The organism is Allochromatium humboldtianum (assembly GCF_013385175.1).
GTDB classification, from domain to species: Bacteria; Pseudomonadota; Gammaproteobacteria; order Chromatiales; family Chromatiaceae; genus Thermochromatium; species Thermochromatium humboldtianum.
In genome coordinates this window covers 1-26,276 of the sequence record NZ_JABZEO010000001.1, presented here as the reverse complement: position 1 = coordinate 26,276, position 26,276 = coordinate 1, and the positions used below count along the sequence as shown (strand labels likewise).

The window sequence follows — 26,276 nt, the reverse complement described above, 5'->3', positions numbered from 1 at the left end:
ACCGCTTCCAGATCGGCATCCTTTCATCCCAGGTATCAAACGAGGTCAGCGATGAGCCTTCGTGCCCTACCACCCGCACAGGGTCTCTATGACCCAACCCTGGAGCGCGACGCCTGCGGCGTCGGCTTCGTCTGTCATATCAAAAATCACAAGAGCCACGCGATCGTCCGGCAGGGCTTGGAGATCCTGGAGCGTCTTCACCATCGCGGCGCGGTGGGCGCCGACCCCAAGGCCGGCGACGGCGCGGGCATTCTGGTGCAGATCCCGGACGCCTTCTTCCGCGCCGTGCTCGACTTCGAGCTGCCGGCGGTCGGTGACTATGGCGTGGGCATGGTGTTCCTGCCGCGCGACGCCGAAGCACGCGCACGCATGATCGAGACCGTCGAGCGGCGTCTGACCGAGGGCGGTCAGCGGGTGCTCGGCTGGCGCGACGTGCCGGTCGACAACAGCGATCTGGGGCCGAGCGTACTGCCCTCCGAGCCGATGGTGCGTCAGGTGTTCGTGGCACGCGGCGAGAACTGTCCGGATCAGGACAGCTTCGAGCGCCGGCTGTTCATCATCCGCAAGCGCATGGACAACGAGATCCGCGCTGCCGGTTTCGACAAGACCGCCTATTACGTGGTCTCGATGTCCTCGCGCACGCTCAATTACAAGGGAATGCTGCTGGCCGATCAGGTCGGCAAGTATTACCTGGACCTGAGCGACGAGCGCTTCGTCTCGGCGCTGGCGCTGGTGCATCAGCGCTTCTCGACCAACACCTTCCCGACCTGGGATCTGGCCCAGCCGTTCCGCATGATCTGCCACAACGGCGAGATCAATACCCTGCGCGGTAATGTGAACTGGATGGCGGCGCGCCGGCATACGATGCGCTCGGAGATCCTGGGCGAGGATCTGGATTCGATCTGGCCGCTGATCCCGGAGGGGCAGTCGGATTCGGCCTGTTTCGACAATGCGCTGGAACTGCTGGTGATGGGCGGCTATTCGCTGGCCCACGCCATGATGATCCTGATCCCGGAAGCCTGGGCGGGCAACAAGCAGATGGACGCCCAGCGGCGCGCCTTCTACGAATACCACGCGGCGCTGATGGAGCCCTGGGACGGACCGGCGGCGGTGGCCTTCACCGACGGGCGTCAGATCGGCGCCACGCTCGACCGCAATGGGTTGCGCCCGGCGCGCTATCTGGTCACGAACGACGACATGGTGATCATGGCCTCCGAGATGGGCGTGCTCGACATCGCCGAGGAGCGCATCGTCAAGAAGTGGCGCCTGCAGCCGGGCAAGATGTTCCTGATCGATCTGGAGCAGGGGCGCATCATCGATGACGCCGAGCTGAAGGCCGATCTGGCCGCCGCCAAGCCCTATCGCGAGTGGCTGGCCAAGACCCAGATCCATCTCGATGAGCTGCCGACCAATGTCGCGCCCATGGCGCCGGATGCCGACACCCTGCTCGATGCCCAGCAGGCGTTCGGCTACACGCAGGAAGACATCAAGTTCCTGCTCACGCCGATGATGCTCACCGGCCAGGAGGCCGTCGGCTCGATGGGCGCGGACAATCCGCCCTCGGTGCTCTCCAGCCGCGCCAAGCATCTGTCGACCTATTTCAAGCAGAACTTCGCGCAGGTCACCAATCCGCCGATCGATCCGATCCGCGAGGAACTGGTGATGTCGCTGGTGTCGCTGATCGGACCGCGTCCGAATCTGCTCGGCATCAATGAGGCCGGCAAGCACTGGCGGCTGGAGGTCAGTCAGCCGATCCTGACCAATCAGGATCTGGAGCGGGTGCGCCATATCGAGGACAACTCGGGCGGGGCCTTCCGCACCAAGAACCTGCATATGGTCTATGCCGCCGGCGAGGGCGCGGCGGGCATGGAAAGGGCGCTGGAGCGGCTGTGTCTGGAAGCCGAGGCGGCGGTGCTGGCCGGCTACAACATCCTGATCCTGTCGGACCGCAACACCAATCGCGACAACATCGCCATTCCGGCGCTGCTGGCGACCTCGGCCGTGCATCATCATCTGATCCGGCGCGGGCTGCGGACCAGCTCCGGTCTGGTGGTCGAGACGGGCGCGGCGCTCGAAGTGCATCACTTCGCCACGCTCGCCGGCTATGGCGCCGAGGCGATCAATCCCTATCTGGCCTTCGATACCATTCAGTCGCTGCTGCCGTCACTGGCCGAGAAGCTGACCTTCGAGGAGGCGCAGTACCGCTATATCAAGGCGGTCGGCAAGGGTCTGCTCAAGGTCATGTCCAAGATGGGCATCTCGACCTTCCAGTCCTATTGCGGAGCGCAGATCTTCGATGCGGTGGGTCTGAGCAATGCGTTCCTGGAGCGCTATTTCACAGGCACCCACAGCCGGATCGAGGGCGTGGGTCTGCCCGAAGTGGCGGCCGAGGCGGTGCGCTGGCACGGTCAGGCCTATGGCAACGAGCAGATCTACAGCCGGCATCTGGACGTGGGCGGAGACTATGCCTATCGGGTGCGCGGCGAGGATCACATCTGGACGCCGGAGACCATCTCCAAGCTCCAGCACGCCACGCGCGCCAACGATGCCAAGACCTTCGCCGAGTTCTCGCGTCTGGTCGACGAACAGAACGAACATCTGCTGACCCTGCGCGGGCTGATGGAGTTCAAGTTCGCCGAGACGCCGATTCCGCTGGAGGAGGTCGAGCCGGCGAGCGAGATCGTCAAACGCTTCGCCACCGGCGCCATGTCGTTCGGCTCGATCAGCTATGAGGCACATTCGACCCTGGCCAAGGCGATGAACGCCATCGGCGGCAAGTCGAACACCGGCGAGGGCGGCGAAGAGCCTGAGCGCTTCAATCCGCTGCCGGACGGGTCGATGAACCCGGAGCGTTCGGCGATCAAGCAGGTGGCCTCGGGTCGCTTCGGCGTCACCACCGAGTATCTGGTCAATGCCGATGACATCCAGATCAAGATCGCGCAGGGGGCCAAGCCCGGCGAGGGTGGTCAGCTGCCGGGTCACAAGGTCAATGCGCAGATCGCGCGCGTGCGTCATTCGACGCCGGGCGTGGGTCTGATCTCGCCGCCGCCGCATCACGACATCTATTCGATCGAGGATCTGGCCCAGCTCATCCATGACCTGAAGAACGTCAATCCCAAGGCGCGCATCTCGGTCAAGCTGGTGTCCGAAGTCGGCGTCGGGACGGTGGCGGCGGGCGTGTCCAAGGCCCATGCCGATCATGTGACCATCTCGGGCTACGATGGCGGCACGGGCGCGAGTCCGCTGACCTCGATCAAGCATGCCGGTTCGCCCTGGGAGATCGGGCTGGCTGAGACTCAGCAGACACTGGTGCTCAACCGCTTGCGCGGGCGGATTACGGTTCAGGTTGATGGGGGCTTGCGCACCGGACGCGACGTGGTGATCGGGGCGCTGCTGGGGGCCGATGAGTTCGGCTTCGCCACCGCGCCGCTGATCGTCGAGGGCTGTCTGATGATGCGCAAGTGTCATCTGAACACCTGCCCGGTCGGCGTGGCCACGCAGGATCCGGAACTGCGCAAGAAGTTCACCGGCAAGCCCGAGCATGTCATCAACTATTTCTTCTTCGTCGCCGAGGAAGTGCGTCAGTTGATGGCCAAGCTCGGTTTCCGGACGATCGAGGAGATGATCGGGCAGTCGGATCGGCTGGAGATGCGGCGCGCCATCGAGCACTGGAAGGCGCATGGGCTGGATTACAGCCGGCTGCTGGCCCGACCGCAGGTATCGGCCGAGGTCGCGATCCGTCACGCCGAACTCCAGGATCATGGTCTCGACAAAGCACTCGATCACACGCTGATCCGTCAGGCGGCGCCGGCGCTGGAGCGCGGCGAGCCGGTGCGCATCGAAACCCCGATCCGCAACTTCAACCGCACCTTCGGCGCCCTGCTCTCGGGCCGGGTGGCGGAGCGCTATGGTCATGCCGGCCTGCCGGACGACACCATCCAAATCAAGGCCAAGGGCACGGCGGGTCAGTCGCTCGGCGCCTGGCTGGCGCGGGGCGTGACCCTGGAGCTGGAAGGCGAAGGCAACGACTATGTCGGCAAGGGCCTGTCGGGCGGTCGCATCGTCATCTATCCGCCGGCCGAGTCCGCGATCGGACGCGCCGAGGACAACATCATCGTCGGCAATACCGTGCTCTATGGGGCGATCACGGGCGAGTGCTTCTTCCGCGGCGTGGCGGGCGAGCGCTTCTGTGTGCGCAACTCGGGCGCGACGGCGGTAGTCGAGGGCGTTGGCGATCACGGCTGCGAGTACATGACCGGCGGCATCACCGTGGTGCTGGGTCCGACCGGGCGCAACTTCGCGGCCGGCATGTCGGGCGGCGTGGCCTATGTGCTGGATGAGGCGGGAGACTTCGCCGATCGCTGCAATCTGGCGATGGTCGAGCTGGAGCCGATCGCCGAGGAAGATGCGGCGCTGGAGGCCAACGGCCATCAGGGCGGCGATCTGGAGATGCATGGCCGGGTCGACATCACGCGCGACATGACGCGCCATGACGCGCGGCGGCTGAAGCTCCTGATCGAGCGTCATCTGGAATACACGGATTCGGCGGTGGCGCAGCGTATCCTGGACGACTGGGCGAACATGCTGCCGAAGTTCGTCAAGGTGATGCCGGTCGATTATCGCCGTGCGCTCCAGGAAATGCAGGCCAATCAGAGCCGTCCGCCGCGAACCAACAAGCCTTTGAAGGGGATCGTCGAACATGGGTAAGCCGACCGGTTTCATGGAATACACCCGTCGCGACCGCCGCTATGCGCCGGCGGGGGATCGGGTGGTGCACTATGACGAGTTCGTCATTCCGCTGACGGCGCCTGAACTCAGTCAGCAGGGGGCGCGCTGCATGGATTGCGGCATTCCCTTCTGTCATCAGGGCTGTCCGGTCAACAACATCATTCCGGATTGGAACGATCTGGTGTATCGGGGCGACTGGCAGGCGGCGATCGAGGTGCTGCATTCGACCAACAACTTCCCCGAGTTCACCGGGCGCATCTGTCCGGCGCCCTGTGAGGCGTCCTGTACGCTCAACATCGACGACAGTCCGGTCACGATCAAGACCATCGAATGCGCCATCGTCGACCGCGCCTGGGACGAGGGCTGGATCAAGCCGCAGGTGCCCGAGCGTCGCACGGGCAAGCGGGTGGCGGTCGTCGGCTCGGGTCCGGCGGGTCTGGCCTGTGCTCAGCAGTTGGCGCGCGCCGGACATCAGGTGGCCATCTACGAGAAGGCCGACCGCATCGGCGGTCTGCTGCGCTATGGCATCCCGGACTTCAAGCTCAACAAGAAGCTGATCGACCGGCGCATGGCGCAGATGCGCACCGAGGGCGTGGAGTTCCATACCAACGCCCATGTCGGGGTCGATGTGCCTGTGAGTGCGCTGCGCGCCGAGTATGACGCGCTGGTGCTGGCGGGCGGGGCAGAACAGCCGCGCGATCTGCCGGTGCCGGGGCGCGAGCTTGAGGGCATCCATTTCGCGATGGATTTCCTGCGGCGCAACAGTCAGCGCGTCCAAGGCTCCTATGTGCCGGACGATGAGTTCATCAGCGCCCAGGGCAAGCATGTGCTGGTCATCGGCGGCGGCGATACCGGGTCGGACTGTATCGGAACCTCGAACCGGCACGGCGCGGCGTCGGTGACTCAGGTCGAGATCCTCGACCGTCCGCCGGAGAAGGAGAACAAAGCGCTGACCTGGCCTAACTGGCCGAACCGGATGCGCACCTCCAGCTCGCAGGAGGAAGGCTGCACCCGGATGTGGAACTTCGCGACCAAAGGCTTCGTCGGCGACGATCAGGGCCGGGTCAAGGCGGTCAAGTACTGTCTGGTGCGCTGGGAGAAGGACGCCGAGGGCCGCTGGCGGATGGAAGAGGCGCCGGGCAGCGAGGGCGAGCTGAAGGCCGATCTGGTGCTGCTGGCAATGGGCTTCGTGCATCCGGTGCGCGAAGGGATGCTGGAGCAACTGGAGCAGGAGGCGGGGCTGAAGCTCGACGGGCGCGGCAACGTCCAGGGCACGACCGAGGGACCGGAGGCTTACAAGACGACGGTCGACGGGGTGTTCTCAGCCGGCGACATGCGTCGCGGCCAGTCGCTGGTGGTCTGGGCCATTCGCGAGGGGCGTCAGTGTGCGCGCGCCGTCGATGAATGGCTGATGGGACGCTCGGATCTGCCGCGCTGAAGCGGCGACGCCATCCCCTGAAAGCGAAAAAGGCGACCCATGGGTCGCCTTTTTCGTAGACCTCCCGGATACCTCAGAAGGCGACCTTCAACCCGCGCACCTTGCGACGGAAATCCTCAGTCACGGACTCGATGTCCTGATCACTGGCGATCACTTTGGGGGTGAGGACGATGACCAGTTCGGTGCGGGTCGAGGACTTCGAGGTCTGGCCGAAGAGTCCGCCCACGATCGGCAGGCTGTAGAGACCTGGAACGCCCTGCTTGCCGTCCGAGCGCGCGTCCTCGATCAGGCCGCCCAGCACCACGGCCTGATTGGAGCGCACCGCCACTGAGCTGGTGATGGTGCGCTTCTTGAACGACGGCGAATTCAGCGCCGAGGCGTTCTGATCCAGCACAGTGCTGACCTCCTGCTCGATCTCCATCTGCACCAGCCCGCCCGGGGTCACACGCGGCTTGACCGTGAGGATGACACCCGTGTCCTTGTAGGAGATGGTCGTATAGGTCCGATCCGTGGCCGAGAGGCCCTGCTGCTCCGAGGTGGCGATCGGAACCTCCTGACCGACCTGGATCTTGGCCGTCTGGTTGTCTCTGACCATGACCGAGGGCGAGGACAGGACGTTGAGCAGGTTGTCGCCCGCGAGCGCGCTCAAGGTGGCCTTGATGGTGTCCGGATTGGAGACCAGCGCCCAGTTGAAGCCGGGGAACATGGTCGTGATACTGGATGAATCCGAAACGTCGAGCGTTCCGTCCAGGGAGGCGAAACTCTTGCCCTCGGACGCCGGACCGAAGAGCTCCCACTGCACGCCATACTTGAGGTTGCCGGCGAGCGTGATCTCGACGATGGTCGCCTCGACCAGCACCTGGAGCGGCAGGATGTCGAGTTGCTTGAGCGCGTCGAGGATCTTCTTGTAGTCGCGCGGGCTGGCACGCACCAGCAGCGAGTTGTTGACCGCATCGGCGACGATGTTGACGCTCGACGACATCTCGAGTTCGTGCGACGAGGCGCCCTGCTGGGTCGATGACGATTGCGTCATGCTGGTGCTCTTTGAGTCCGAGTCGCTGCTGCTCCTGGTCGTTCCACCGATGCTCGACGAGCGGCCGAGTCCGGGCGCGACATTGCCCACCGAGGATTTCTTGGTATTGCGGGAGCTGCCGCCGAAGAGCTGCGACAGGATATCGGCCAGGCTCTCGGCATCGCTGTGCTTGACCCGATAGACATAGAGCCGCTCGGAGCTGTCGTTGCTGGCCTCGGCCATGTCGAGCCGCTCGATCCAGTTGCGCGCCTGCTTGAGATAGCTCTCCTGGGGCGAGACGACCAGGAGCGCGTTGGCGCTCTCGATCGGGATGAAGCGGAAGATGCCCTTGAGCGGATTGCCGCCCTCGTCGGCGAGCAGGCTCTCCAGCTGTGCGACCACGTCCTTGGTCTTGGCGTATTCGAGCACGAAGAAACCGACCGAGAGTCCCGACATCCAGTCGACGTCGAAGACGCGGATGGTGTCGAGCAGGTTGCTCATCTCGGGGCTGGTGCCGGCGATCACCAGCAGGTTGCGCAGATTGTCGACGCGGATGACGCTGCCCTCGGGCGCCAGGGGTGTGAGGATGCTGTTCATCTCCTCGGCGCCGATGTAGCGCAGCGGCACCACCTGCACGCTGTAGCCGCTGGGCAGAGCACGATTGGATTCACCGAGCTGCGGGGTCACGCGCCCCTGGACGGCATTGGCCAGCGGCACGACTTCGTAGCTGCCGTCCTTGTAGACCAGCGCCGCATTGTTCATCCGCAGCAGGGTTTCGAGCGTGGGCAGCAGATCCTCGCGGCGTAGCGGTCGGCCGGTCTGGAGCGAGGTCGCGCCCTGGACGGCCGGGTGCAGCACATAGTTGACCTTGAGCAGGTCGCCCAGGACGACCTTGACCACCTCGCGGATGTCGGTGCCGTCGAAGTTCAGCGTGACGTCGCCGGGGGCCGTATCGGTCTCGGGCGGTTTGACCTTGCGCACGAAGGAGCCGCTTCCGCGCTGCATGATCTCGCTGCTCTTGGGACGCGCCTCGCCGTCACCGATGGCGATGGTCTCGGCGCCGGCGCCGCCGCGCTGCTTGAAGGCCTCGCGCTTCTGGGCCTGATCGGCGCTGATGACATGGCCATCGGCATCACCGACCTTGACCGTGGGATCCCAGTACGCACGCTCGCATCCGTACAGCCCGATGACGAGGCCGGTCGACAGGGCGACTCGCCGCCAGCGTCCGAGCCGATGAGTGCGCTTGGAGGTGTGATTGGGGTACATGATGCCTCGGTGACGACGCGGGTCGAGCGGCCTCGACCCGGTGTGATCATTGCTGGGGTGGTTCGGCGCGCACCGGTGCGCGGGGCGGTGGCCGGGGAAGGGCCTTCCGGGCGGGCGGTGATGGCGCGGACGCGGGCGCTGCCTTGGAGTAATCGCGCAATATTAACGCATCCTGCTGACCCTGTCGCTCGAGCAGGACGCGATCCTCCTGGATGTCCAGGACCGCCCAGCCCTGCAGATCGTCTCCGATGCGCAGACGGCGCAGCTTGGGTTGCGCCGGATCCCGCACCCAGGCCGAGACGATGTCGGGCGTGATGAGTACGGCGTTCAGATCGAAGACGCTCAGCTCGGCGCTCTCCTGCGGAACCTCCGGACCCGATTGTTCGTCGACCGGCGGTTCCGGTCGGCGATCCGGTCGGAACAGCGGGCGCTCGGTGATGGAGACATAGTGATCCCTGGCCTCCTGGGTTTCGAGCCGGGTGATCAGATCCGGCTGGCCGGGAGACGCGACGGGCTGCGCGCCGCCCGTCTCGCCCGACGCTTCGCTCGATGGCGCATCCGGCGGCCAGTCGACCCACTGGAACGTCAGGATGCCGAGCAGGACGAACGCGACCAGGATCGGGGTCTGTTTCATCATCGCGCCCCCCCGAGGACGAATCCATAGATGTCCAGTCTCACCGTGAGTTCGCCGCCCTGATTGGCGACTAGGCGACGACGCGCCATAGCCGGGTTGGCGAGCTCCATCGGACGAGCCGAGGAACGCACCGAGAGACGTTCGACGAACAGGAAGGGTCGCGCCTGCTCGAGACGATAGAGCATCTCCGTGAGTGTCTCGGTCGAACCCTGGATCTGGGTGCGCACGCGGATGCGCGACGGCGTCTCCTGACCTTCCGGCGGCAGGATCTGGGTGCTGATCAGACGCCCGGCGGCGGCGGTGACGATCTCCTGGATCTGGGTCTGGAGCTGGGCGCCGGCGAGCGCCTGGGTCGGGGCCTTGAAATAGAAGGCGTCGAAGGCATCGTTGGTGCGCGCCTGCTCCAGTTCGGCCTGGAGTGCCGGCAGGGTGCCGACCAGACGCTGATAGCGCTGCAGCTGGTCGCGGTTGCCGGCGATGGTGTCGTCGAGTGCCGAGATCCGCCCCAGCCAGGGAATCGCGATGGCGGCCACGAGCAGGATCGGCGCCAGGACTGCCGCACCGAGCAGGCCCAGACACAGCGGTCGATCGGTCGCGGGCTTGAGGGTCATTCGGCGCCTCCGCGCACATAGCGGAAGTTGATGTTGAAGCGCTCCTTGCCGGTGCGGGCGATCTGAGTCACGGGCGAGCCGAAGGAGACGCCATCGATGCCGGGCGCCTGTTCCAGGATCGCGATCAGGGCCGTGGCCTGACCCGACTCGCCGCGCAGGTCGACCTGATCGGCGCTGAACTCGAGGTTCTGCACCCAGGTATCCTCGGGGAGACGGTCGGTCAGTTCACGCAGCATCTCCAGGATCCGGGGTTGTTCGAGCTTGCGCTGGAGCACGGCCGTGCTGCCCTGGCGGACACGTTCGAGCTCCTGGCGTATCTCGTCGACGGCGATGGCCTGACTGCGCAGACGTGCGACCTCTGCATCCAACTGGCGCGCGAGATGGTGCTTCTGCCACAGAGGCGTCACCAGGATCGCGATCGCGAGCAGGATCGAGACCATGACCGAGATCGAGCCGAGCGTCAGACGCAGACGCCGCCGCTTGGGGCGCTGCTCGACCGGGAGCAGGTTCGCACCCTTCCAGGCGCCGTCCCAGGTGATGCGGTCGATCGGCGCGCCGAGCGCCTCCAGGCGCGTGATCCAGCCATCGACCAGATCGCGTCGGCACAGGGCCAGCTCCAGTCGCAGACGATCGGCCGTCTTGGAACCGCCCTGGGCCACGAAATCGAAGAGCACGTCCTTGGACTCGAAGGGCGAGAGCCGGTCCAGCTCGTAACGGATGACCTGCGGCAGGTTGGCGCGGACCTGCGATGGGAAGGAGACGGTGCGCGTGAGCACGACCTCGCGCGGCAGACAGAGCTCGACGCCATGCGGGCGCTCCTGCTCCGGGACTCCAGTGACGCCCTGTAGCGCCGAGGCATGCGCGAGATCCAACTCGCCCAGCGGCTGGGTATCCAGACCGGCGACCAGACTGAGATGCGCACGCGATCCGTTGGGACGGATGACGAGACGGCGATTGTGGCGAGCCAGGAGCCGATGTGCGAAGGCAGGCAGACAGGCCAGCAGACGCTCGTCGAGTCCATCTGAAAGCCCCGGTGCGCCGATCCCGGAGACTGGCCATCCCCTGAAGAATTGGCTCAAGCGTTCGGTGAGAGTCATGGTAGGCAATTCTGAGTCCAGCCGGCAGGCCCAGGAGTGAGGGCCTCTGCCCAGGTCGACGCATTATCGGGCGATCCGGGTCCGGAAATTATGAAAATGAAGTGTAAAACCCAGTCCCGTCCCGGCGCCAGTCGAACTAGGCGGAGTCATGGCCGGCCAGCCGCTCGTAGAGGGACTCCGGCGTCGAAAAGCAGAATTCATAGAGCGAGAAGGCGATGATGTCGACATCCTTGAGAGCGAGTGGCTTCACTCCGCTTCATTGTCGTGCGGCGACTCGTTGTCGCTTCGGGTCTCGGCCACGAGACCTTGCCGACGCCAGAGTACCTGATAGGGCGGCTGCCGGCCCGGCGCGAGCTGAAAGAGCGCCTCCATCCGTCGCCCCGTACCGCTCGATGGCGACTCGCTGATCTGGAGTCGGTAGACCGGACCGCCGCGATCGACCACGGTCGTCGTGGTCGCCCCAGGTACTGCCTCGGCCTGATCGCGCTCCGCGATCTCCTCGCGCGCCTCGTCCAGTGTGACGCCCTTGAGCGTGGCCAGCACCGCCGGTGAGGCGAAACGCTCGACCGGCTGCGCCGAGCCGCCCTCGACCGAGACCTCGGGTGCGAGCCGGCGATAGATCTCGGGTGTCATGCCGAGCACCTGCCGCAGCTCCTCGACCGCCTCATAGGGTGCGTCCTTGGCGCCGAGCGCGCGCCCGGCCTTTTCGTAGTCGCTGTCCTCGGCGCCATTGAGCAGGGCCAGATCGTCGTCGTCGCGCCAATCGACGATCGCCGCCGCCAAGGCATCGGCGGCCTCGGGCTCCAGTCCGAGCACCTCCAGCAAGGTGCGCAGGGTCTCGGGCTGGATCTGGTTGAGATCATAGCGCGAGGACTCGTTGAAGACGCGCAGACTCAGCTCGGAGCCGGCGAAGAACCAGAGACGCGGCTGGCCGTCGGGCAGCCAGGCCGTTCCCTGCTCTTCGTCGACCTGGGCCTCGGCGGTCATGTAATGCAGCGCGGTATAGGCGATGGCGGCCTCGGCGAGCGCCCGGAAGCGCGCCGACTCGACCTGGTTGTCGGTCAGGGCGATCTCGGTGCGGCGCGAGACCGTCAGGCTCACGGCCATGACCGTCAGGAGCGTCAGCACCCACATCACGAGCATGAGCGCGATGCCGCGCTGGCGTCTGATTCGTACCATCATCAGGGCTGATCGGGTAGGGCCACGACGATGTCGGGCCAGGATTGCTCGGTCGTCTCCAGGCGGATGCGCACCAGATTCGGTTGTCGCGTCTGGCCCAGCCACTCCTCATGCCAGTCCGGTTCGCTGTCGCCGTCGACCAGACCATGATAGGCCAGCTCGAAGCGGCTCACATCCTTCAACAACAGGACTCGACCGAAGGCGCCATCGGCGGTGTCCAGATCGGGACGAAGATCCTCCAGGGAGCCGGCTCCCGTGTCCTGCTCGCTCATGGGCTCCCAGAGCGGTACCTCGTCGCCGCCCTCCAGGATCTCGGGGTGCAGCAGCCAGCGCGTCAGAATCAGGTTTCGCGCCTCGCCCGAGCCCTCGAGTTGCAGACGCAGGATATAGAGTCCGGACAGTCCGACGTGATCCGACAGGGGCGCGACCCATTCGAGACGCTCGGACTCACCGGCGAAGACCTGCACGATCTGGCCATCATAGGGGGCCGTGGTCGGTCGGGTCTGACTCAGTGTGCGCCGCAGGAAACCATCGGCGAGCCGCAGACCGGACAGGCGCTCGCCGACCGTCTCGACCGCCTCCCAAGAGCGTCCGCCAAGCCGCAGTCCCGAGAACAGCAGCAGCGAGATCAGACCGATGATCGCCAGGGCGATCACCAGTTCGATCAGGGTGAAGCCGCGTATTGCGCGCCGGTTCATTGGAGGTTGTTCGCCAAGGGTTCGGCCAGCTTCAGGGCCGAGAGCATCAGACGTCGCGGCCGTCCGGCATCGAACCAGAGCACGGTGACGTTGACACGATAGGCCCTGACCGAGAGCGTGGTCGTCGGAAACTCGTCCGCGAGATCGATCTCGACCATCGTCAGCTCCCAGGAGAAACCGCTCTCGGTGCCGCCCGAGACCGCCCCTTCTTCGAGGGCGACCTCGTGCCCGACCAGGGTGAGCAGGGACTCGGCCAGGGTCGCGGCCTGACTGTACTGGGCTGAGGCGATGGTGGCCGTGGTGGCGCGCGAGAAGATACCGAGCAGCACCCCGAGCGAGACGGCCAGGATCGCGAAGGCGACCAGCACCTCCAGGAGCGAGAATCCGTATTGGGATCGACGACGGCGCATCACTCGGACCAGGAATCCAGTTCGATGCGTCCGGTCAGCCAGATCACACCGATCTGATAACCATGCCCGTCATGCGAGAGCACGAGACGCCCGCCGGTCGAACTGCCGTCGGGGAAGAAGCGGATGGTGCCGCGCTGCTCGTCGATCAGTTCGCTGCTCGCGGCGTCGAGCCGGAGCGAGAGCCGCTCGGGCAGGGAGAGTGCGCGATAGCCGGCGAGCGTCAGCCGGTGCTGTTCGAGATCGACCAGCACGGTCGTCTCCTCGCCGCGCCGGATGGCCGATTCGCGCGCCAGACGCAGTGTGGCGGCGGTGCGGCGCGCGGCGGATTTCATCTCCAGCCCCGGAAAGGCGGCCGAAAAGAGCGTGGGCACCGCCGTCATGACGACGGCGGCGATGGCCATGACCACCAGTAGCTCGACCAGGGTGAAGCCGCGCGTGCGCCGCCTCATCCGCTGGGTCCGGATTATTCCCAACTCTTGACGTCGGCGTTCTCGCCCTCGCCGCCCTCGCGGTTGTCGGCACCGAGCGACCAGATGTCGTAGCTGCCATGTTCACCGGGGAACCGGTACTGGAAGTCGAACCCCCAGGGATCCTGGGGCACTTCCTTCTTCTTCAGATAGGGACCGTTCCAGCCCGGCATGTTGCCCGGATTCTCGACCAGGGCCTTGAGTCCCTCGTTCTCGGTCGGATAGCGTCCCAGCTCCAGGCGATAGAGATCGAGCGTCGAGGACAGATCCTCGATCTGGAGCTTGGCCGTCTTGCTCTTGGAGCTGCCCAGGAATTTCATCACCTGTGGACCGACCAGACCGGCAAGCAGACCCAGGATGGCCAGCACGACCAGGAGTTCGACCAGGGTGAAGCCGCCGTGGCGGCGCGACGTCTTGAAACGCATATGAAACTGACCTCTTGATAGTGGATCCTTGGAATCGATGGCGCATTCTAAACCCGGCTCGACGGACATGACACGGGTTCAGAAGACGAGTTCATTGGCGCCGAGGATGGCCATGAGGATCGACAGGATGATGCCGGCCACGATGATGCCGAGTCCGACGATCAGGATCGGTTCCAGCAGGGTCAGCATCCGCTGCACGCTCACCCGCGTCTCGCGATCGTAGAGACTGGCGACCTTGGCCAGCATGGCGTCGAGACTGCCGGACTCCTCGCCGACACGGATCATCTGAAGCGCCAGATCGGGCAAGGCCTGGAGTCGGGCGAGCGGACCGGCGAGGCCGCGCCCATGCTTGAGCTCCTCGCCCGCCTCCTCGATCAGGCCGAAGATCTTTTGATTGGAGACCACTTCCTTGGCCAGGTTCAGGGCGCTGAGCAGTGGCAGGCCGTTCTTGAGCAGGGTCGAGAGTGTGTGACAGAGCCGAGCGGTCTCCATTTTCCAGATCAGATCGCCGAACAACGGCAGGGTCAGTACTCGGCGGTCGAATCTGGCCTTGGTCTCGGGATTCTGGAGTCGGCGCTCGATGACGACGGCCACCAGCGCGATCACGCACAGCATCGCCCACCAATAGTTGCGGAACAGATCTCCGGCCGCGACCACGATCTGAGTCGGCAGCGGCAGCGCCTCGCCCATGTCCTCGAACAGCACCGTGAACTGAGGTACCACGAACACCAGGAGCAGGATGACCGAGAGCGCGGAGACGAACAGCAGGATCGAGGGATAGACCAGGGCCGAGGTCACGGTCTGGCGCAGTTCGGCGACACGTTCCAGATAGTCGGCCAGCCGGTCGAGCACCTGCTCCATCGCCCCGCTCGCCTCGCCCGCCCGCACCATGTTGATGTAGAGACGCGGAAACTGACGGTCCTGGGATTCGAGCGCGCTGGAGAAGGTGGCGCCGCCGCGTACCCGCTCCTGGAGATCCGAGAGCACCCGCACCAGATGCTCCTCGGATGTCAGGTCGACGAGGATTTGCAGTGAACGATCGAGGGTCAGGCCGGCTTCGAGCAGGGTCGCCAGCTCGCGTGTCAGGATGCCGATCTCTTTCTGGCTCAGACGTCGGCGGCGGCGCTGACCCAGCTTGGCCGTCAGGCTCTTGGTGGTGCGCGCCTCGATCGGGATCAGGCCCGTGCTCTGGAGATGGCGGATGACCGCCGACTCGTCGGCGGCCTCCATCTCGCCCTCGACCGGCTCGCCGTCGAGCTTGACGGCCTTGTAGAAGAATTTGGGCATGGTTGTCCATTACGGGGCTTGATCAGCGCAACAATTACCAGCAAAGCTGTCAGTGGGCGATCAGTTGGTGTGATTTTGACCGTTCAGCTGCGCTTTGAGGCGTGCGAGCTCGGCTAGGGCGGCTTCTTTGGCGGCTCGCTCCTGTTCCTCTCTCGCCTGCGCCTGTTCTTTCTCGGCCTGTGCCTGTTCCTCTCTCGCCTGTGCCTGTTCCTTCTCGGCGCGTACCTGTTCCAGGGCGGCACGTTGCTGTTCCAGGGCGGCGCGTTGCTGTTCGGTTTCAGTTTGCAGCTCTTCCAGGTGGCGCTGGATGCCGCGTTGTTCGCGCAGGTAGTTCTGGCGCGCTTGATAGGCGTGATAGGCGCGGTCTTTGTCGGAGAAGGCTTGTAGGGTGCTCATGGCTTGCCTCATTTCGTTGGTGTGCATCCAGGCGGGGAGCGCTTCGGGGTCGAGGTGTTCGCCTTCGGCGAAGAATTTCAGCCAGCGTTGTTGCTCGGTATAGACGATGTTGGTGTGGAATTTGTTCAGTTCCAGCAGCCAGATGCCGCCGTGGTCGAGCAATGGGCGTCCGAGTGTGTCGCGCAGGCGGAAGTCGTGGGCGTATTCGGGGCGCTTGGGTAGGAGGTCTTCGCCCAGGAGCCAGATGGCGTAGGTGGGTTTGAGGGTGCTGTAGTCTTGGCCGCTCTGGAGTTGGCTGCTGTAGAGGTCGGCCCAGGTGTAGAGGATGCGGGCGAGCAGGTCGCGGTTGGTCAGGAGCTGGATTTCGATCTGGTGCAGGCTTCCGTGCTGGTCGCGCGCTTTGACGTCGACGATGCTGAGTTTGTCGTCGAGGAATTCTCTGTCGTTGTAGGGGTTGAGGATTTCGACCTCGGTGATGGGGGCCGGAAGTGCCGCGCCGAGGTTGGCGTTGAGGAAGTGGATCAGGAGCGCACGGTTGGCCTCCGAGCCGAGCAGGGCTTTGAAGACGCAGTCGATCTTGGGGTCGATGGGATGGTGGCTCATGGTTTGTAGAGTCTAGTCAGGAGGCGGGGGACTGACAATGCGTGTGGGCGCGCGGTGTGCAATCAGCTCGAATCGCGGGCGGCGGTGTTACGGCTTCGGGGGTTGGGGTGGTTGGGGGCGTCGGGGGGTTGAGGGCGGCGGCGCTGGTGGGCGCGGTCGGTGCGGTGACGGGCAGCAGGGCGCGGTAACGGTTGGTGTGTTGGGCGTCGCCGGGTTCGACCTGGAGCAGTCCGAGTCCGACCAGGTCTTTGATGGCGCGTTTGACGGAGGTGTAGGAGGTGCTGGAGTCGCGGGCGAGTGTGCGCAGTGACGGCCAAGCGCAGGCGGTGGCGGTGTTGATGTAGAGCGAGAGGCGGGTAGCGATGCGGCTGGCGGTGTGGCTGAGTGTGGATTCGGCCAGGACGAGGCGTTGCCAGGCGAGGATTTCGACCGGTGAGGCGGCGAATTGGATGTACATTCGGCAATCTCCAAGGATTCTGGTTCGGAGACCACCGACTGGTGAGCTGGATCGCGTGTGGGCGCGGTGAGACGTTATCGTCCCTGGGGACTCTGGTAGAATACCGACGGCCACTGGTGCGCTCGACTCTCTTGCAGTCGGGGCTTTGTGCGGTCAGGTGTTGGTAGCACCTCCGCGACGGTGGCCATCCTAACCGCATCTCTTCGCCGCTGTCGAGTCCTGCCGCGCACACGAACCTGCGCTGTGGCCGACGGCGCGCCGCTTCGATCGATCGCTCCCAGATTCAGCGTCCGACCCGGCTCACCGAGGGGGGGGCGGGGAGCTGTTGTATTTCGTAGAGTATTTTGCTCATTTGGGGGCCGAATTGGCCCCACCTCCGGGTCAGGTTGGACCCACCCTGGGTTCAGATTGGACACACCTTGATCATGTCACAATTGACCTTAGTGATTCCGGTCTTCAACGAAGGCGCTCCACTGACGGACAATGTTCGGGCGATCCGGGAGGCCGTTGCGCGAATCCCTGAACACCGATTTCAGTTCTTGCTGGTCGATGACGGGTCCACCGACGATAGTTTCATCCATTTGTCCGCCATTCGCGATACCTATGCCGATGTCTCGGTGTTGCGACTGACGCGCAATTTCGGCAAGGAAGCCGCTATTCAGGCCGGCTTGGAGCATGTGGATGAGGCTAGTGACGCGGTCATCGTCATGGATGCCGATATGCAGCATCCTCCAGCGCTGATTCCAGGCATGGTGGCGCTGTGGAATAGCGGTATCGATGTCGTCGAAGCCGAAAAGATCCGGCGTCAGTCCGAATCGGCCATCTCGCGCTGGATGGCCGAAGTTTTCTATCGGATATTTTTTCTGCTGACGGGCATGGACATTCGCAATCAGTCGGATTTCAAACTATTGGATCGTCGAGTGTTGGATTTCTATCGCAATCTGCACGAGCGCGAGCGTTTTTTTCGTGGCATGATCCATTGGGGTGGATTTCCGCTGGCGCGTTTGACGTTCGAGGTTTCGCCGCGTCGTCATGGAAACAGCCGCTGGTCTCGCTTCAAATTATGGCGTTACTCCATATCCGCCATCACCTCGTTTTCGTCCGCACCGCTGCATTTCATCACGATTCTGGGTGCGTTGACCTTTGTGGTCAGTATCATTTTTTCGGCCAAGGCACTGTATGACAAGTTTTCGGGCGTGGCGCTCGGCGGTTTCACGACCGTTATCCTGCTTCAGCTCTTCATCGGCAGTACATTGATGATCAGCCTAGGGTTGTTGGGTATCTATGTCGCACGCATCCATGACGAGGTCAAGCGGCGTCCCAGTTATATCGTGGATTGGCGCGTTAACTCGCAGAAGTCAGCGAGCGATGAAAACAAACGAGCGCAACAGGATGAAGTTGATGATCGGCATCAGCAAGATTTGGAGCAAAAAGGCTGAGAGGTAGTGCCAACCCAAAACGACCCCCAGTACGCTGATCGCGTATGACAGAGCACTGCCCAGACCGGAAATCATCAGAAATCGCGGATAGCGCGCATAGTCGATAGTCATTTGGAATGTGAACAGACTATGAGCGACAAATCCAAACAGATTCGCTCCCAAAAAAGCCGCAACATTAGCGGGCGGCGGCGTCCAGTCGAACCATTCGACCAGCAAAATCAGCAGTCCGCCATGGATCAGGGTGTTGAGGATACCCACGGAGGAAAAACGCCATAATCGTCGCATTGCAGTTTCATTTCTCCTGCGACACCAACGGCGCCACGGCCCGCAACCTGGCCTCCCAGCGCTCGACCGCCGCCGTGTCGCCGCGTTCACGGGCGTCGCGCAGCAGGGCTTGGAGTGCATCAGCCGGCCAGTGACCGGCAGGTGCAAGCGCGATCTCCGTGAACAGCGCGCGGGCCTGGTTGCGATCACCGGCGCGTTCCAGGGCGATTGCGCGCCAGTACAGCGCCTCCTGTCGGCGGCCATGCCCCAGGCGCTCGTTCGCCGCTTGGGCGAACAGCTCGGCGGCTCGTGCTGAATCACCGGTATTGAATGCCTGCCACGCCAGTCGATAGGTCGCCTCGGGCGAGGTTCGTCCGGCCAGTATCGCCGCTGCCAGTCCTATGAGCAGCAGCAGGACGCGCACGGGTGCGATGCGTAACAAGGGTTCGGGTCGCTTGTGTATGTCTTGGGCCGATACCTCTTGCGTACCGCCGGATCCGGTGATGTAACCGCCGCGCCACCATAGCACCGCCAGCACCAGGAGTGCGGCGAGCGTGGCCAGGGTACCTGCCTGACCGATCGGTGTATCGCCGAAGACCAGTTCCACTTGTTCATCGGCTGGGATGACCAGCAGGAATCCAGGGGCCGCCAGGTGGAGTGAGCCCGGCGTTTGCAATCGCCAGCGCGGATGAAAGGCCAGGCGGATCAACACCGGTTGGCCGGGCGTCGAGGTCGTGAAACGGATGCGCTCGCGCTCCAGCCGGATGGCGCGAATGACCGTCGGTTGCTGTTCGCTAGGCGAGGCGACGCGGTCGTCAGCGTCATACACCGGCCAGAACGCGGGCGGGGCGTCGGCCAGGGCGGCAAACCAGTCGAAGGCATGACGTTGCCAGTCGGTGCGCGGCAGTACGCGCAGCGGTAAGGTCAAGGGCTCGATCAGGGGTGTCGAGAAGTCGCGTAGCCGCCATAGCTCGAACGGTTCGACCACTGCTACGCGCTCGAAGGCCGGATCGGCTGCCAGGAGTTGCCGCGTCTCGGGCGAGCGCACCAGCAGGGTATCGGCGTACAGCATCCGCAGATGGACCGCCGCGCGGCCGGGGGCCGGACGCGCCGAGGGAAAGCGCGCCAGCGGTGAGGAGGGCGCGCGCGAGATTTCGGCCTGGGTCAGATAGATGACGGGGGCGAGCAGTGCCGATTCCATGTACAGCCCCTCCAGCACCGGGCGTCCGCCCAGCTCCAGCGGTAGGGCTTCCAGGGCGCGGGTGGAGCCGAGCGCGTTGTTCTCGGGGTCGTGCTCGAAGATCAGGCGCGGGTCGAACAGGTCGCCGCGCATTTGGGGGAACAGGGCGCTCAGGAGGCGCCACAGCGGTTTGTGTTCAGCGCCTTCGAAGTTCCATTGCGCCCACTGCGGTGTTTGCTGGATGGTGCCGGCGACCTCGCCGATCATCAGCGCCGTCAAGGCGAGCGCCCAGAGTTGGGCGCGTCGGCGTTGGGGGGCGGTCGGCGGTGCGTCGGGGGTTGCGGCGGTCGGTGCGCGCTGTAACAGGGCGCCCATCGACCAGCCGGCCGCCACGGCCAGGAACAGTAGCGCTAGCGGCAGGCAGCGCAGGTCGGCCAGACCGAGGCGGCCGGCCAGCCACCAGCCGGCCAGCGCCCAGAGTGCGGCGCCGATCAGCAGGGCCAGGGATAGGGATTCGTCGGACGTGAGCGGGGTCAGGCGTCGACGGAGTATCAGCCACAGCCCGCCGGCGGCGAGCGCGCTGCCTAGCCACCAGCGCAGTGTCGGGGCCACGGGGTCGAGCCAGTGATCGAGCCAGGTCAGGGAGTCGTTGGGCGTGGTGTAGGCGTGCATCTCCAGCAGCGGCCAGAGCCAGGCGCCGAGGGCGCAGAAGGCCAGGGTGTGGCCGGCGGCGAGCCAAACGGTCAGGCGCCGGGGGGGGCGGACGATCAGGAGCAGTGTCAGGGATCCGAAGCCGACGGCCAGCAGGGCATAGCCATGCGCCAGACCGGTCAGGGCTTCGAGTACGACGGCCAGGGTCAGGGCGCGTCCGGTGGGTTGTCCGTCGGCCAGGGTTCGGGCCAGGCGTGCCCAGGCGCCGAGGGCCGGCACGGCGAGCAGGAATCCGTAGGAATAGGCGAATTCGCCGGCGAGCAGGGCCAGCAGGTTGCCGCCCCAGATGGCGTTTTGTTCGTGTGTGAGGACGATCCAGGCGCCGGTTGCGCCGAGTAGAGCCGAGGGGAACGGCAGTTGGAGCATCCGTCGCCCGGTCGAGTAGACCGCGCCGGGGAGTAGCAGCGCGGGCAGTACGGCGCCGAGTTTGAAGGCGATGGCTTCGCCGGTGATGGGGTGGAGGGCGGCCATGGTCAGGAAGGGCAGAGGGAAGTAGTAGCCGAACAGCGGAAAGCCGCCGAAGACTTCGGGCATCCAGGTGGTGAGCCGTCCGTGCGGTAGGGCGTCGTGGATCAGGGCGTGGGCGTAGAGTCGATGGGAGACGAGGTCGCCGCCGGTGGCTGTGGTGGGTGTCAGGAGCCATTCGGGGGCGAGCAGTGAGGCGGTGAGGGTGGCGAAGAACAGCCAGATCAGGGTTTCGGCGAGCCATGTGGGTTGGCGTGTCCGGATCAGTCTTTCAAGCATTGCGCGATGTTCCTTGGAGCAGGGCGGAGGCAAGGGCGCTCAGGCCGAGCAGCAGGCCCAGCACGGACCAGAGGGCGGGTTGACGGACCCAGAACGGCAGCGGTTGGGTGGCGGGGGCGTCGGCGAGGGTCAAGGCTTGTGAGACGGCCTGGCCGTTGGTGTCCTGTCCGATGACCTGGATCACGCCCGACAGGGGGCGGGCGTCGAGAGTGGTCGGGGTGTGGTCGAGGGTTGTCCGGCGTAGCGGCGGCAGGTGGGCGCAGTCGGTCAGGCGGTCGGAGGGGGGCAGGTCGCGCGCGTCGCGCCACAGGAGTTGGCGTGTGGGCCAGTCGGGGGCGATGAAGGGGGCGATGTCTTGGAGTCGGACGTCGCTGGGGATGGCGAGTGGGGCGAGGGCGGTGTGGCCGAGGGTGGCGAAGACGAGGCCGGGGATGCCGCTTTCGTCGCGGAAGGCGACGGAGATCACGAGTGGGGTGTGTTGTGTATAAGGCTGGGGTGCGGTCCAGGTGGCGTTGGGGGCGAGGATCGCCGGTCCGGTGAGGCGCTCGAAGGCGCTCCCGGCCCCGATCTCGACGCAGAGGGCGTAGACCGGTTTGGTGGCCAGGGAGCGCAGTTGAATCGATCCTGGTGCCGTGCTGACTTCGAATTGGTGGCCCTGGGCCGGCAGGCTTGCGGTCAATAGCAGACCGCATAGCCACGGATAGGAGGATTGCCGGCGCACGGTCAGTTAGAAGTCGACGGTTCGATTTTCGCAGTTGGCGGTAGTCGTATTTTGGGTCGTGCCACCACTGACTTGCTGTATGGTGATGGTCGATCCAGATGCGGCGTTAACAGTACATGAGTAAGTTTTCTTGCCTGTACCTGTGCATGTTCCACTCGGAGTCACAACAGTGATCACGGCATTTTCATTTTGACGACTTCCGGAAACTGTCGTTGTGCACAGTGTCGTGGTCGTGGTGCTCGTAGTTGTGGTCGGCGCCGTGGTCGTCGTCGTCGTGCCATCACTGACAGTAGTTGGGGGTACCGATGTAGTAGTGATACTCGGCGTACTGGTAGTTGATGAACTAGTAGTGGAAGTGCTGGTAGTCGTTGAGCTAGTGGAGCTACTTGTAGCCAACAAACTAGTAGCAACAGCACTCGTCGTAGCACCAGTGCTGGTACTTGCCGTAATCATCGCAGGAACATCCGAAATCTTCGTTTGCAAAACAACTTCGCGACGATCATCATCTGCGGTTGAGCCTTCCTTATTTGACCACCAAACAGTTACAACAACTGTCTTATACGCTGGACTTGTATTAGCGGTCACAGTCCAAGAACGGTTATAAATCGCGTTTCCGCGTGTGATCGCTGAATCGCTCCCATTCGCTATTCCCGTATAACTCACAGCGCATCCACTTGGACAGTGAGATCGAAAATACTCGATTTTTTCCTGCGCCAAGTTCATCGCTTGCACGCGCTGCTGGCTTGAGGATGATCCGGCGGTGACAAAGACCTGAAGTTTTGTCACACCCAGCAGACCAACGCCCACGATCACAAAGGCAATCATAGCCTCGACCAAGGAGAATCCCTTGAAGTTCGGCAGCAGGCGATTATGGAGATGGCGCAGGGTTTTCATGGTTGGTACCTCAGAAATCCTTCCAGCTTCCGCTTATGCGCTGAACAGCGTTAGCATCGTAAACAGGAGGCGGTGAAGGGGGAAAGGCGTTGCCGGTGTTGCCGTTGTAACGAATTGCACCATTTCCAACAAATTTGTTTATTCCAGACTCAAAAGCAACAGTGCCATGTATAGTTGCACTGCCCCAACCTTCAGATTTTTCGTCATCACACTGAGTGTCCATGTAGACGGTACCATATATTGTAATGTTACCATTTATTTTTGGACAACCACCGCCTGGGCCATTATTGCAAGCATCTGCTGAAAAAATGATAATTACGGATTCGGCGCTTGACCCGAATGTTTGATTACCATTCCAATTTATTGTACTGCTACTATCAACCCAATATACTTTTCTCTTTGGGTTTGTAGTATTATCTAAGCCAGCCGCCTCTTGAGCATCAGATAAAGCTTCCATCTGTTGTTTAGAAGTTGTGCCGAAAATTTCTTTCCAAACCATATCGCCTGAACAGGTAGTAGAAGCCGCTAGTGATGGAGTATCAACATTTCCGTTATGAATATTAGGCTTGTTGTTTGAAAAGTCTTCACAATGCGCTTTATCAGCTGCATCGACACCTGTAGGACTAACTAAGTCTTGGAGACGCAAAATATCTATAGCTTTATCACACTGACAGGCACCACAGCTACCTGTGCTTGAACAAGAGCCAGAGCCAGAACAAGTTCCAGCTAAACAGGAGCCTGAGCAAGTACATGAGCCGGTGCAAGTGCCGATGCTACAGACACAAGTATCAGATGGGTAAATATCATTAGAACCGCCATTATTATCAACACAGCCATTTGTTACAAGCGGTGCATGCGCCCCGGTTTTTGTGTCGTCTGGAGTTACACCTGAAACTGGAAGATAAATCTTCTGCACAACAGTCGCTCTAGCGTTATTATCCGTATTAGTGGACGTTGATTGAATAATGGCGAAATTAGGTGATGCGATCATATCGCGACCCAGCCTGACATCCACTGTATAGCCAGTGACAGCTACCCCGGTCTGTGAGCTCATATTAAAGCACTGGGGTAAATGCGTAGAATCCCTGGTAGTCGAAAATCCAGAAGCAGCGCCAGGGCAATGAGCAGTGATAGTCGAGGTTGGATTTGTCGCGGGAACAGTAACCCAGTCTGCATGTAAAGTAGTAACCGTCTTGCTTTTAAACCACGCAATTGCATGCTCCACCCCCGATTGCGCCACTTCATGAGCCTGGGTTGCCCAATACTGATTATTGCTATCCATCTGCTCAAACTGTACGGATCGCGAGCCGTAAATTGTCGCAAGACTTGCCAGCAACACTAATGTCACGGAACCGAACAGCGCGGCAACCCCTGCTTGACGGCGTTTACCGTTCCAAAAACGAGTTAAGTTTTTCATGGGCATATCGGCGGTGTCGTCTGTGTAGACGGGCAAGATGATGCGCAGTAAGACGGCTTGGAGTTTAAAGGAATAGTGCTGCGAACTTGCACGGATTCGCTCAAGGCCATGGTTACGGACGGATCTGATCGCATCTGCCCTTCCAGACAGATATTGACATTGCGGTCATAGAAAGCCGTGCCGCTGGAAGGCGTACAGAGAACGCAGATATTCAGACTGGTAATCTCGATCGTGCGCGGATCAGTCAAGGCAGTCCAAGACCAAGGTGTTGATGTAGGAGTCGACGCGGTGGTGCCCGTGCAGTCCCAACCGTTAGGCATGGCAACCACATCGATGCCCGTGGTGGGATCTGTTACCAGACCGAAGCCAAAACACTCATCGGCAGTTTGGGTGCCATTATTATTCCGATCATAGCCAAACAAAATGGCGTTATACACACTAGTCAAGGATGCGTGAGCAAATGACGAAGGCAGCGCAAAATCGTTGGCATCGCAGAAAGCATCTGTACAAGGAACCGCCGTCCGCAGTGATTCAGCATTTGCAATATACTGCGCTCGGCGAATTTCGCGCGTCATCAGACTCATCGTTGCCTTCAGTTCCTGATTCAACAAGCGACTTTGTAATATCTCGCGATTACTCGAAACTGAATTGACGAAAAAGGCGATGCCACCCGCGAGCACGAGCAACCCAACAACCATGCCGATCATTAACTCAATCAAGCTTACACCGGATTCACGGCGTATCTGCAATGAAATGGTTAACATGTAGGTATACCTATCAGGTTATTAGAGCCTGACGGCGAGCAGTATCTTACTCGGCCAATTAAATTTACTAAAACGCGGGCCTGTTTTCCTTGACCAGACTGAAAATTAACTTGGGCTTCGCCCGACAATGTCGTCCCAGATGTAGATCCACCATGTTCTACATTGCCGAAACGCGGCTCGAAAAATAACGTATTGCTAGTGAGTGTCGTACTTGCGATCTGAGTCGCTGGAAAACTCGCAACGCCAACTGTTTTTAGATCAGTTACGGTTGTGCTATCGCTGGAATTAGTGCAACTCCCTATGCGTGAAATCGTATAAGACCATGTGCTGCCCGTCGTGAATGTGACCCTCACTCGACGGTTACATTTAACCGATTCGGATCGCGCGAATTGTAGATCCGCGTAAAGCCCCTGAATCGCGCCTTCCAGACGATAACGATCCATGAAGCCTGTATATGATGGGATGGCGATGGTTGCCAGAATCGCTAGTACGCTTAGCGATACCATAAGCTCAATGAGCGTCACACCACCCATGTAACTCGTGATGGAAGTCTTGACTTTCATTTTTTCCAACAACTGCTTGGATTTGTTGTAATGGTAGCGCCGCCATTACTGACTACAATCGTCATTGGGTCACAGTTCGTATCATTTGCCTGCACACCAGTCGGGTCGGCTGTTGCAGTATAACCGGTTCCGGTAGCGCTAGAAATCGAAAGATTGTAATGACCCTCGGCAGAAGTCGTCCCACTAAATCCAAGATTCGCAAGTGTGCTGGAATAAGTCGTATTGTTCGCCCGCCACTTCTCCTGCTCAAGCACGATTCGCTGTAACGCACCCTGACCATCTGCACGGCGACTACTTTGAACATAAGACGTATAACTTGGGTAAGCAATCGCCGCTAAAATTCCGATGATTGCGACAGTGATCATGAGTTCGATCAACGTAAATCCGAGCTGGCGGCGAGTATCGAAAACCATGAGCGATTCCTTGAAAACTGTGAGAAGAGAGTTGGATGGGCCGAGATGCGCGTCAACAGTGCCCGGATGCAATCATGCTGCGACGTGGACAAACGCCACCTCCTCGTTGTGGGCCTGACCCCGTAACTTTAGAATGTTTTTACTCTTGATGCTGTGACGGACCTAGCTTTTTTGCCATCAACATGCCCGCACCGCTATGACTGTAGCCGACCGCCGCACCACACAACAAGGCCCACAGACGCAACGGCAACACGGCTTCCGGCTCACCGCACGTCCCAGCGCCAAAATCCTCGATCCTGGCCTCAGCACGCCACCAACGAGCGCGCACAACACGACATAACAGACAGATACACCGTTTCGCCGCCTGCCCAATCAATCCACTGTCGAAAAAGCGGCATAAGCTGAGCAAGCCGCTCAGGGTCCACTTTACTGCGCAAAGCCGACCGGCTCGGACAACG

Annotated in this window: 24 protein-coding genes; 3 read left to right on the top strand and 21 right to left on the bottom strand. The window is 62.2% G+C overall.

Going from position 1 to position 26,276, the window contains the following annotated elements; translation table 11 throughout:
- Window positions 1-51: 51 nt before the first annotated feature.
- Window positions 52-4,707 carry a glutamate synthase large subunit gene (gene gltB, locus HW932_RS00115; protein WP_176974474.1) on the top strand — a complete coding sequence of 1,552 codons (4,656 nt, stop codon included), beginning with the start codon at window positions 52-54 and terminating at the stop codon, window positions 4,705-4,707.
- Window positions 4,700-6,166 carry a glutamate synthase subunit beta gene (locus HW932_RS00110; RefSeq protein ID WP_176974473.1) on the top strand — a complete coding sequence of 489 codons (1,467 nt, stop codon included), beginning with the start codon at window positions 4,700-4,702 and terminating at the stop codon, window positions 6,164-6,166. The genes gltB and HW932_RS00110 overlap by 8 nt, the downstream gene beginning before the upstream one ends.
- 73 nt (window positions 6,167-6,239) lie before the next feature.
- Here HW932_RS00110 and gspD read toward each other — a convergent pair whose 3' ends face one another.
- The 12 genes from gspD to HW932_RS00050 form a co-directional block, all read right to left on the bottom strand.
- On the bottom strand, window positions 6,240-8,444 hold the full coding sequence (gene gspD, locus HW932_RS00105) for a type II secretion system secretin GspD (RefSeq protein WP_176974472.1): 2,205 nt from the start codon (window positions 8,442-8,444) through the stop codon (window positions 6,240-6,242).
- A 46-nt stretch (window positions 8,445-8,490) separates the two neighbouring features.
- A complete protein-coding gene (locus HW932_RS00100) occupies window positions 8,491-9,078 on the bottom strand; it encodes a hypothetical protein (RefSeq protein ID WP_246296585.1) in 588 nt (195 codons plus the stop codon).
- Complete coding sequence (gene gspM, locus HW932_RS00095; RefSeq protein ID WP_176974470.1) at window positions 9,078-9,689, bottom strand: type II secretion system protein GspM; 612 nt, start codon at window positions 9,687-9,689, stop codon at window positions 9,078-9,080. Before gspM ends, HW932_RS00100 begins: the two co-directional genes overlap by 1 nt.
- Window positions 9,686-10,786 (bottom strand): PilN domain-containing protein, encoded by a 1,101-nt coding sequence (locus tag HW932_RS00090; protein WP_176974469.1) that lies wholly within the window; start codon window positions 10,784-10,786, stop codon window positions 9,686-9,688. The genes gspM and HW932_RS00090 overlap by 4 nt, the downstream gene beginning before the upstream one ends.
- A 246-nt stretch (window positions 10,787-11,032) precedes the next feature.
- Window positions 11,033-11,968 (bottom strand): type II secretion system minor pseudopilin, encoded by a 936-nt coding sequence (locus HW932_RS00085; RefSeq protein WP_246296584.1) that lies wholly within the window; start codon window positions 11,966-11,968, stop codon window positions 11,033-11,035.
- The gene (locus tag HW932_RS00080) at window positions 11,968-12,663 is read right to left on the bottom strand and encodes a prepilin-type N-terminal cleavage/methylation domain-containing protein (RefSeq protein ID WP_176974468.1); all 696 of its coding nucleotides are present in this window, start codon (window positions 12,661-12,663) and stop codon (window positions 11,968-11,970) included. Before HW932_RS00080 ends, HW932_RS00085 begins: the two co-directional genes overlap by 1 nt.
- A complete protein-coding gene (locus HW932_RS00075) occupies window positions 12,660-13,073 on the bottom strand; it encodes a type IV pilus modification PilV family protein (protein WP_176974467.1) in 414 nt (137 codons plus the stop codon). The genes HW932_RS00080 and HW932_RS00075 overlap by 4 nt, the downstream gene beginning before the upstream one ends.
- Window positions 13,073-13,522 (bottom strand): GspH/FimT family pseudopilin, encoded by a 450-nt coding sequence (locus HW932_RS00070; RefSeq protein ID WP_176974466.1) that lies wholly within the window; start codon window positions 13,520-13,522, stop codon window positions 13,073-13,075. Before HW932_RS00070 ends, HW932_RS00075 begins: the two co-directional genes overlap by 1 nt.
- A 14-nt stretch (window positions 13,523-13,536) precedes the next feature.
- Entirely contained in the window at window positions 13,537-13,965 is a 429-nt protein-coding gene (gene gspG, locus HW932_RS00065) for a type II secretion system major pseudopilin GspG (RefSeq protein WP_176974465.1), read from the bottom strand.
- Window positions 13,966-14,043: 78 nt separating this feature from the next.
- Window positions 14,044-15,252: a type II secretion system F family protein gene (locus HW932_RS00060; RefSeq protein ID WP_176974464.1), complete on the bottom strand. Its 1,209-nt coding sequence runs from the start codon at window positions 15,250-15,252 to the stop codon at window positions 14,044-14,046.
- A 60-nt stretch (window positions 15,253-15,312) separates the two neighbouring features.
- Complete coding sequence (locus tag HW932_RS00055) at window positions 15,313-16,251, bottom strand: Rpn family recombination-promoting nuclease/putative transposase (protein WP_176974463.1); 939 nt, start codon at window positions 16,249-16,251, stop codon at window positions 15,313-15,315.
- Between the two features lie 16 nt (window positions 16,252-16,267).
- Complete coding sequence (locus tag HW932_RS00050) at window positions 16,268-16,708, bottom strand: helix-turn-helix domain-containing protein (RefSeq protein ID WP_176974462.1); 441 nt, start codon at window positions 16,706-16,708, stop codon at window positions 16,268-16,270.
- A 425-nt stretch (window positions 16,709-17,133) separates the two neighbouring features.
- Between HW932_RS00050 and HW932_RS00045 the strand changes: the two genes are divergently transcribed.
- Window positions 17,134-18,147 (top strand): glycosyltransferase family 2 protein, encoded by a 1,014-nt coding sequence (locus tag HW932_RS00045; protein WP_176974461.1) that lies wholly within the window; start codon window positions 17,134-17,136, stop codon window positions 18,145-18,147.
- Here the strand turns inward: HW932_RS00045 and HW932_RS00040 are convergent.
- From HW932_RS00040 to HW932_RS21610, 9 genes are all read right to left on the bottom strand, one after another.
- Window positions 18,067-18,405 carry a GtrA family protein gene (locus tag HW932_RS00040; protein ID WP_176974460.1) on the bottom strand — a complete coding sequence of 113 codons (339 nt, stop codon included), beginning with the start codon at window positions 18,403-18,405 and terminating at the stop codon, window positions 18,067-18,069. The genes HW932_RS00045 and HW932_RS00040 overlap by 81 nt on opposite strands.
- A 34-nt stretch (window positions 18,406-18,439) precedes the next feature.
- On the bottom strand, window positions 18,440-21,046 hold the full coding sequence (locus tag HW932_RS00035) for a 6-pyruvoyl-tetrahydropterin synthase-related protein (protein WP_176974459.1): 2,607 nt from the start codon (window positions 21,044-21,046) through the stop codon (window positions 18,440-18,442).
- Window positions 21,039-21,767, bottom strand: coding sequence for a hypothetical protein (locus HW932_RS00030; protein ID WP_176974458.1), 729 nt, complete (start codon window positions 21,765-21,767; stop codon window positions 21,039-21,041). Before HW932_RS00030 ends, HW932_RS00035 begins: the two co-directional genes overlap by 8 nt.
- A gap of 6 nt (window positions 21,768-21,773) precedes the next feature.
- A complete protein-coding gene (locus tag HW932_RS00025; RefSeq protein ID WP_176974457.1) occupies window positions 21,774-22,661 on the bottom strand; it encodes a prepilin-type N-terminal cleavage/methylation domain-containing protein in 888 nt (295 codons plus the stop codon).
- 10 nt (window positions 22,662-22,671) lie between these two features.
- Entirely contained in the window at window positions 22,672-24,078 is a 1,407-nt protein-coding gene (locus HW932_RS00020) for a hypothetical protein (protein ID WP_176974456.1), read from the bottom strand.
- Window positions 24,075-24,842, bottom strand: a complete 768-nt coding sequence (locus HW932_RS00015) for a PilW family protein (RefSeq protein ID WP_176974455.1) — start codon at window positions 24,840-24,842, stop codon at window positions 24,075-24,077. Before HW932_RS00015 ends, HW932_RS00020 begins: the two co-directional genes overlap by 4 nt.
- Window positions 24,836-25,375 (bottom strand): GspH/FimT family pseudopilin, encoded by a 540-nt coding sequence (locus HW932_RS22140; protein WP_425485084.1) that lies wholly within the window; start codon window positions 25,373-25,375, stop codon window positions 24,836-24,838. Before HW932_RS22140 ends, HW932_RS00015 begins: the two co-directional genes overlap by 7 nt.
- A 26-nt stretch (window positions 25,376-25,401) precedes the next feature.
- Window positions 25,402-25,818 carry a type IV pilin protein gene (locus HW932_RS00005; RefSeq protein WP_176974453.1) on the bottom strand — a complete coding sequence of 139 codons (417 nt, stop codon included), beginning with the start codon at window positions 25,816-25,818 and terminating at the stop codon, window positions 25,402-25,404.
- A 139-nt stretch (window positions 25,819-25,957) separates the two neighbouring features.
- The coding region (locus HW932_RS21610) for a hypothetical protein (protein WP_222932170.1) at window positions 25,958-26,276 on the bottom strand (319 nt) is incomplete at its 5' end.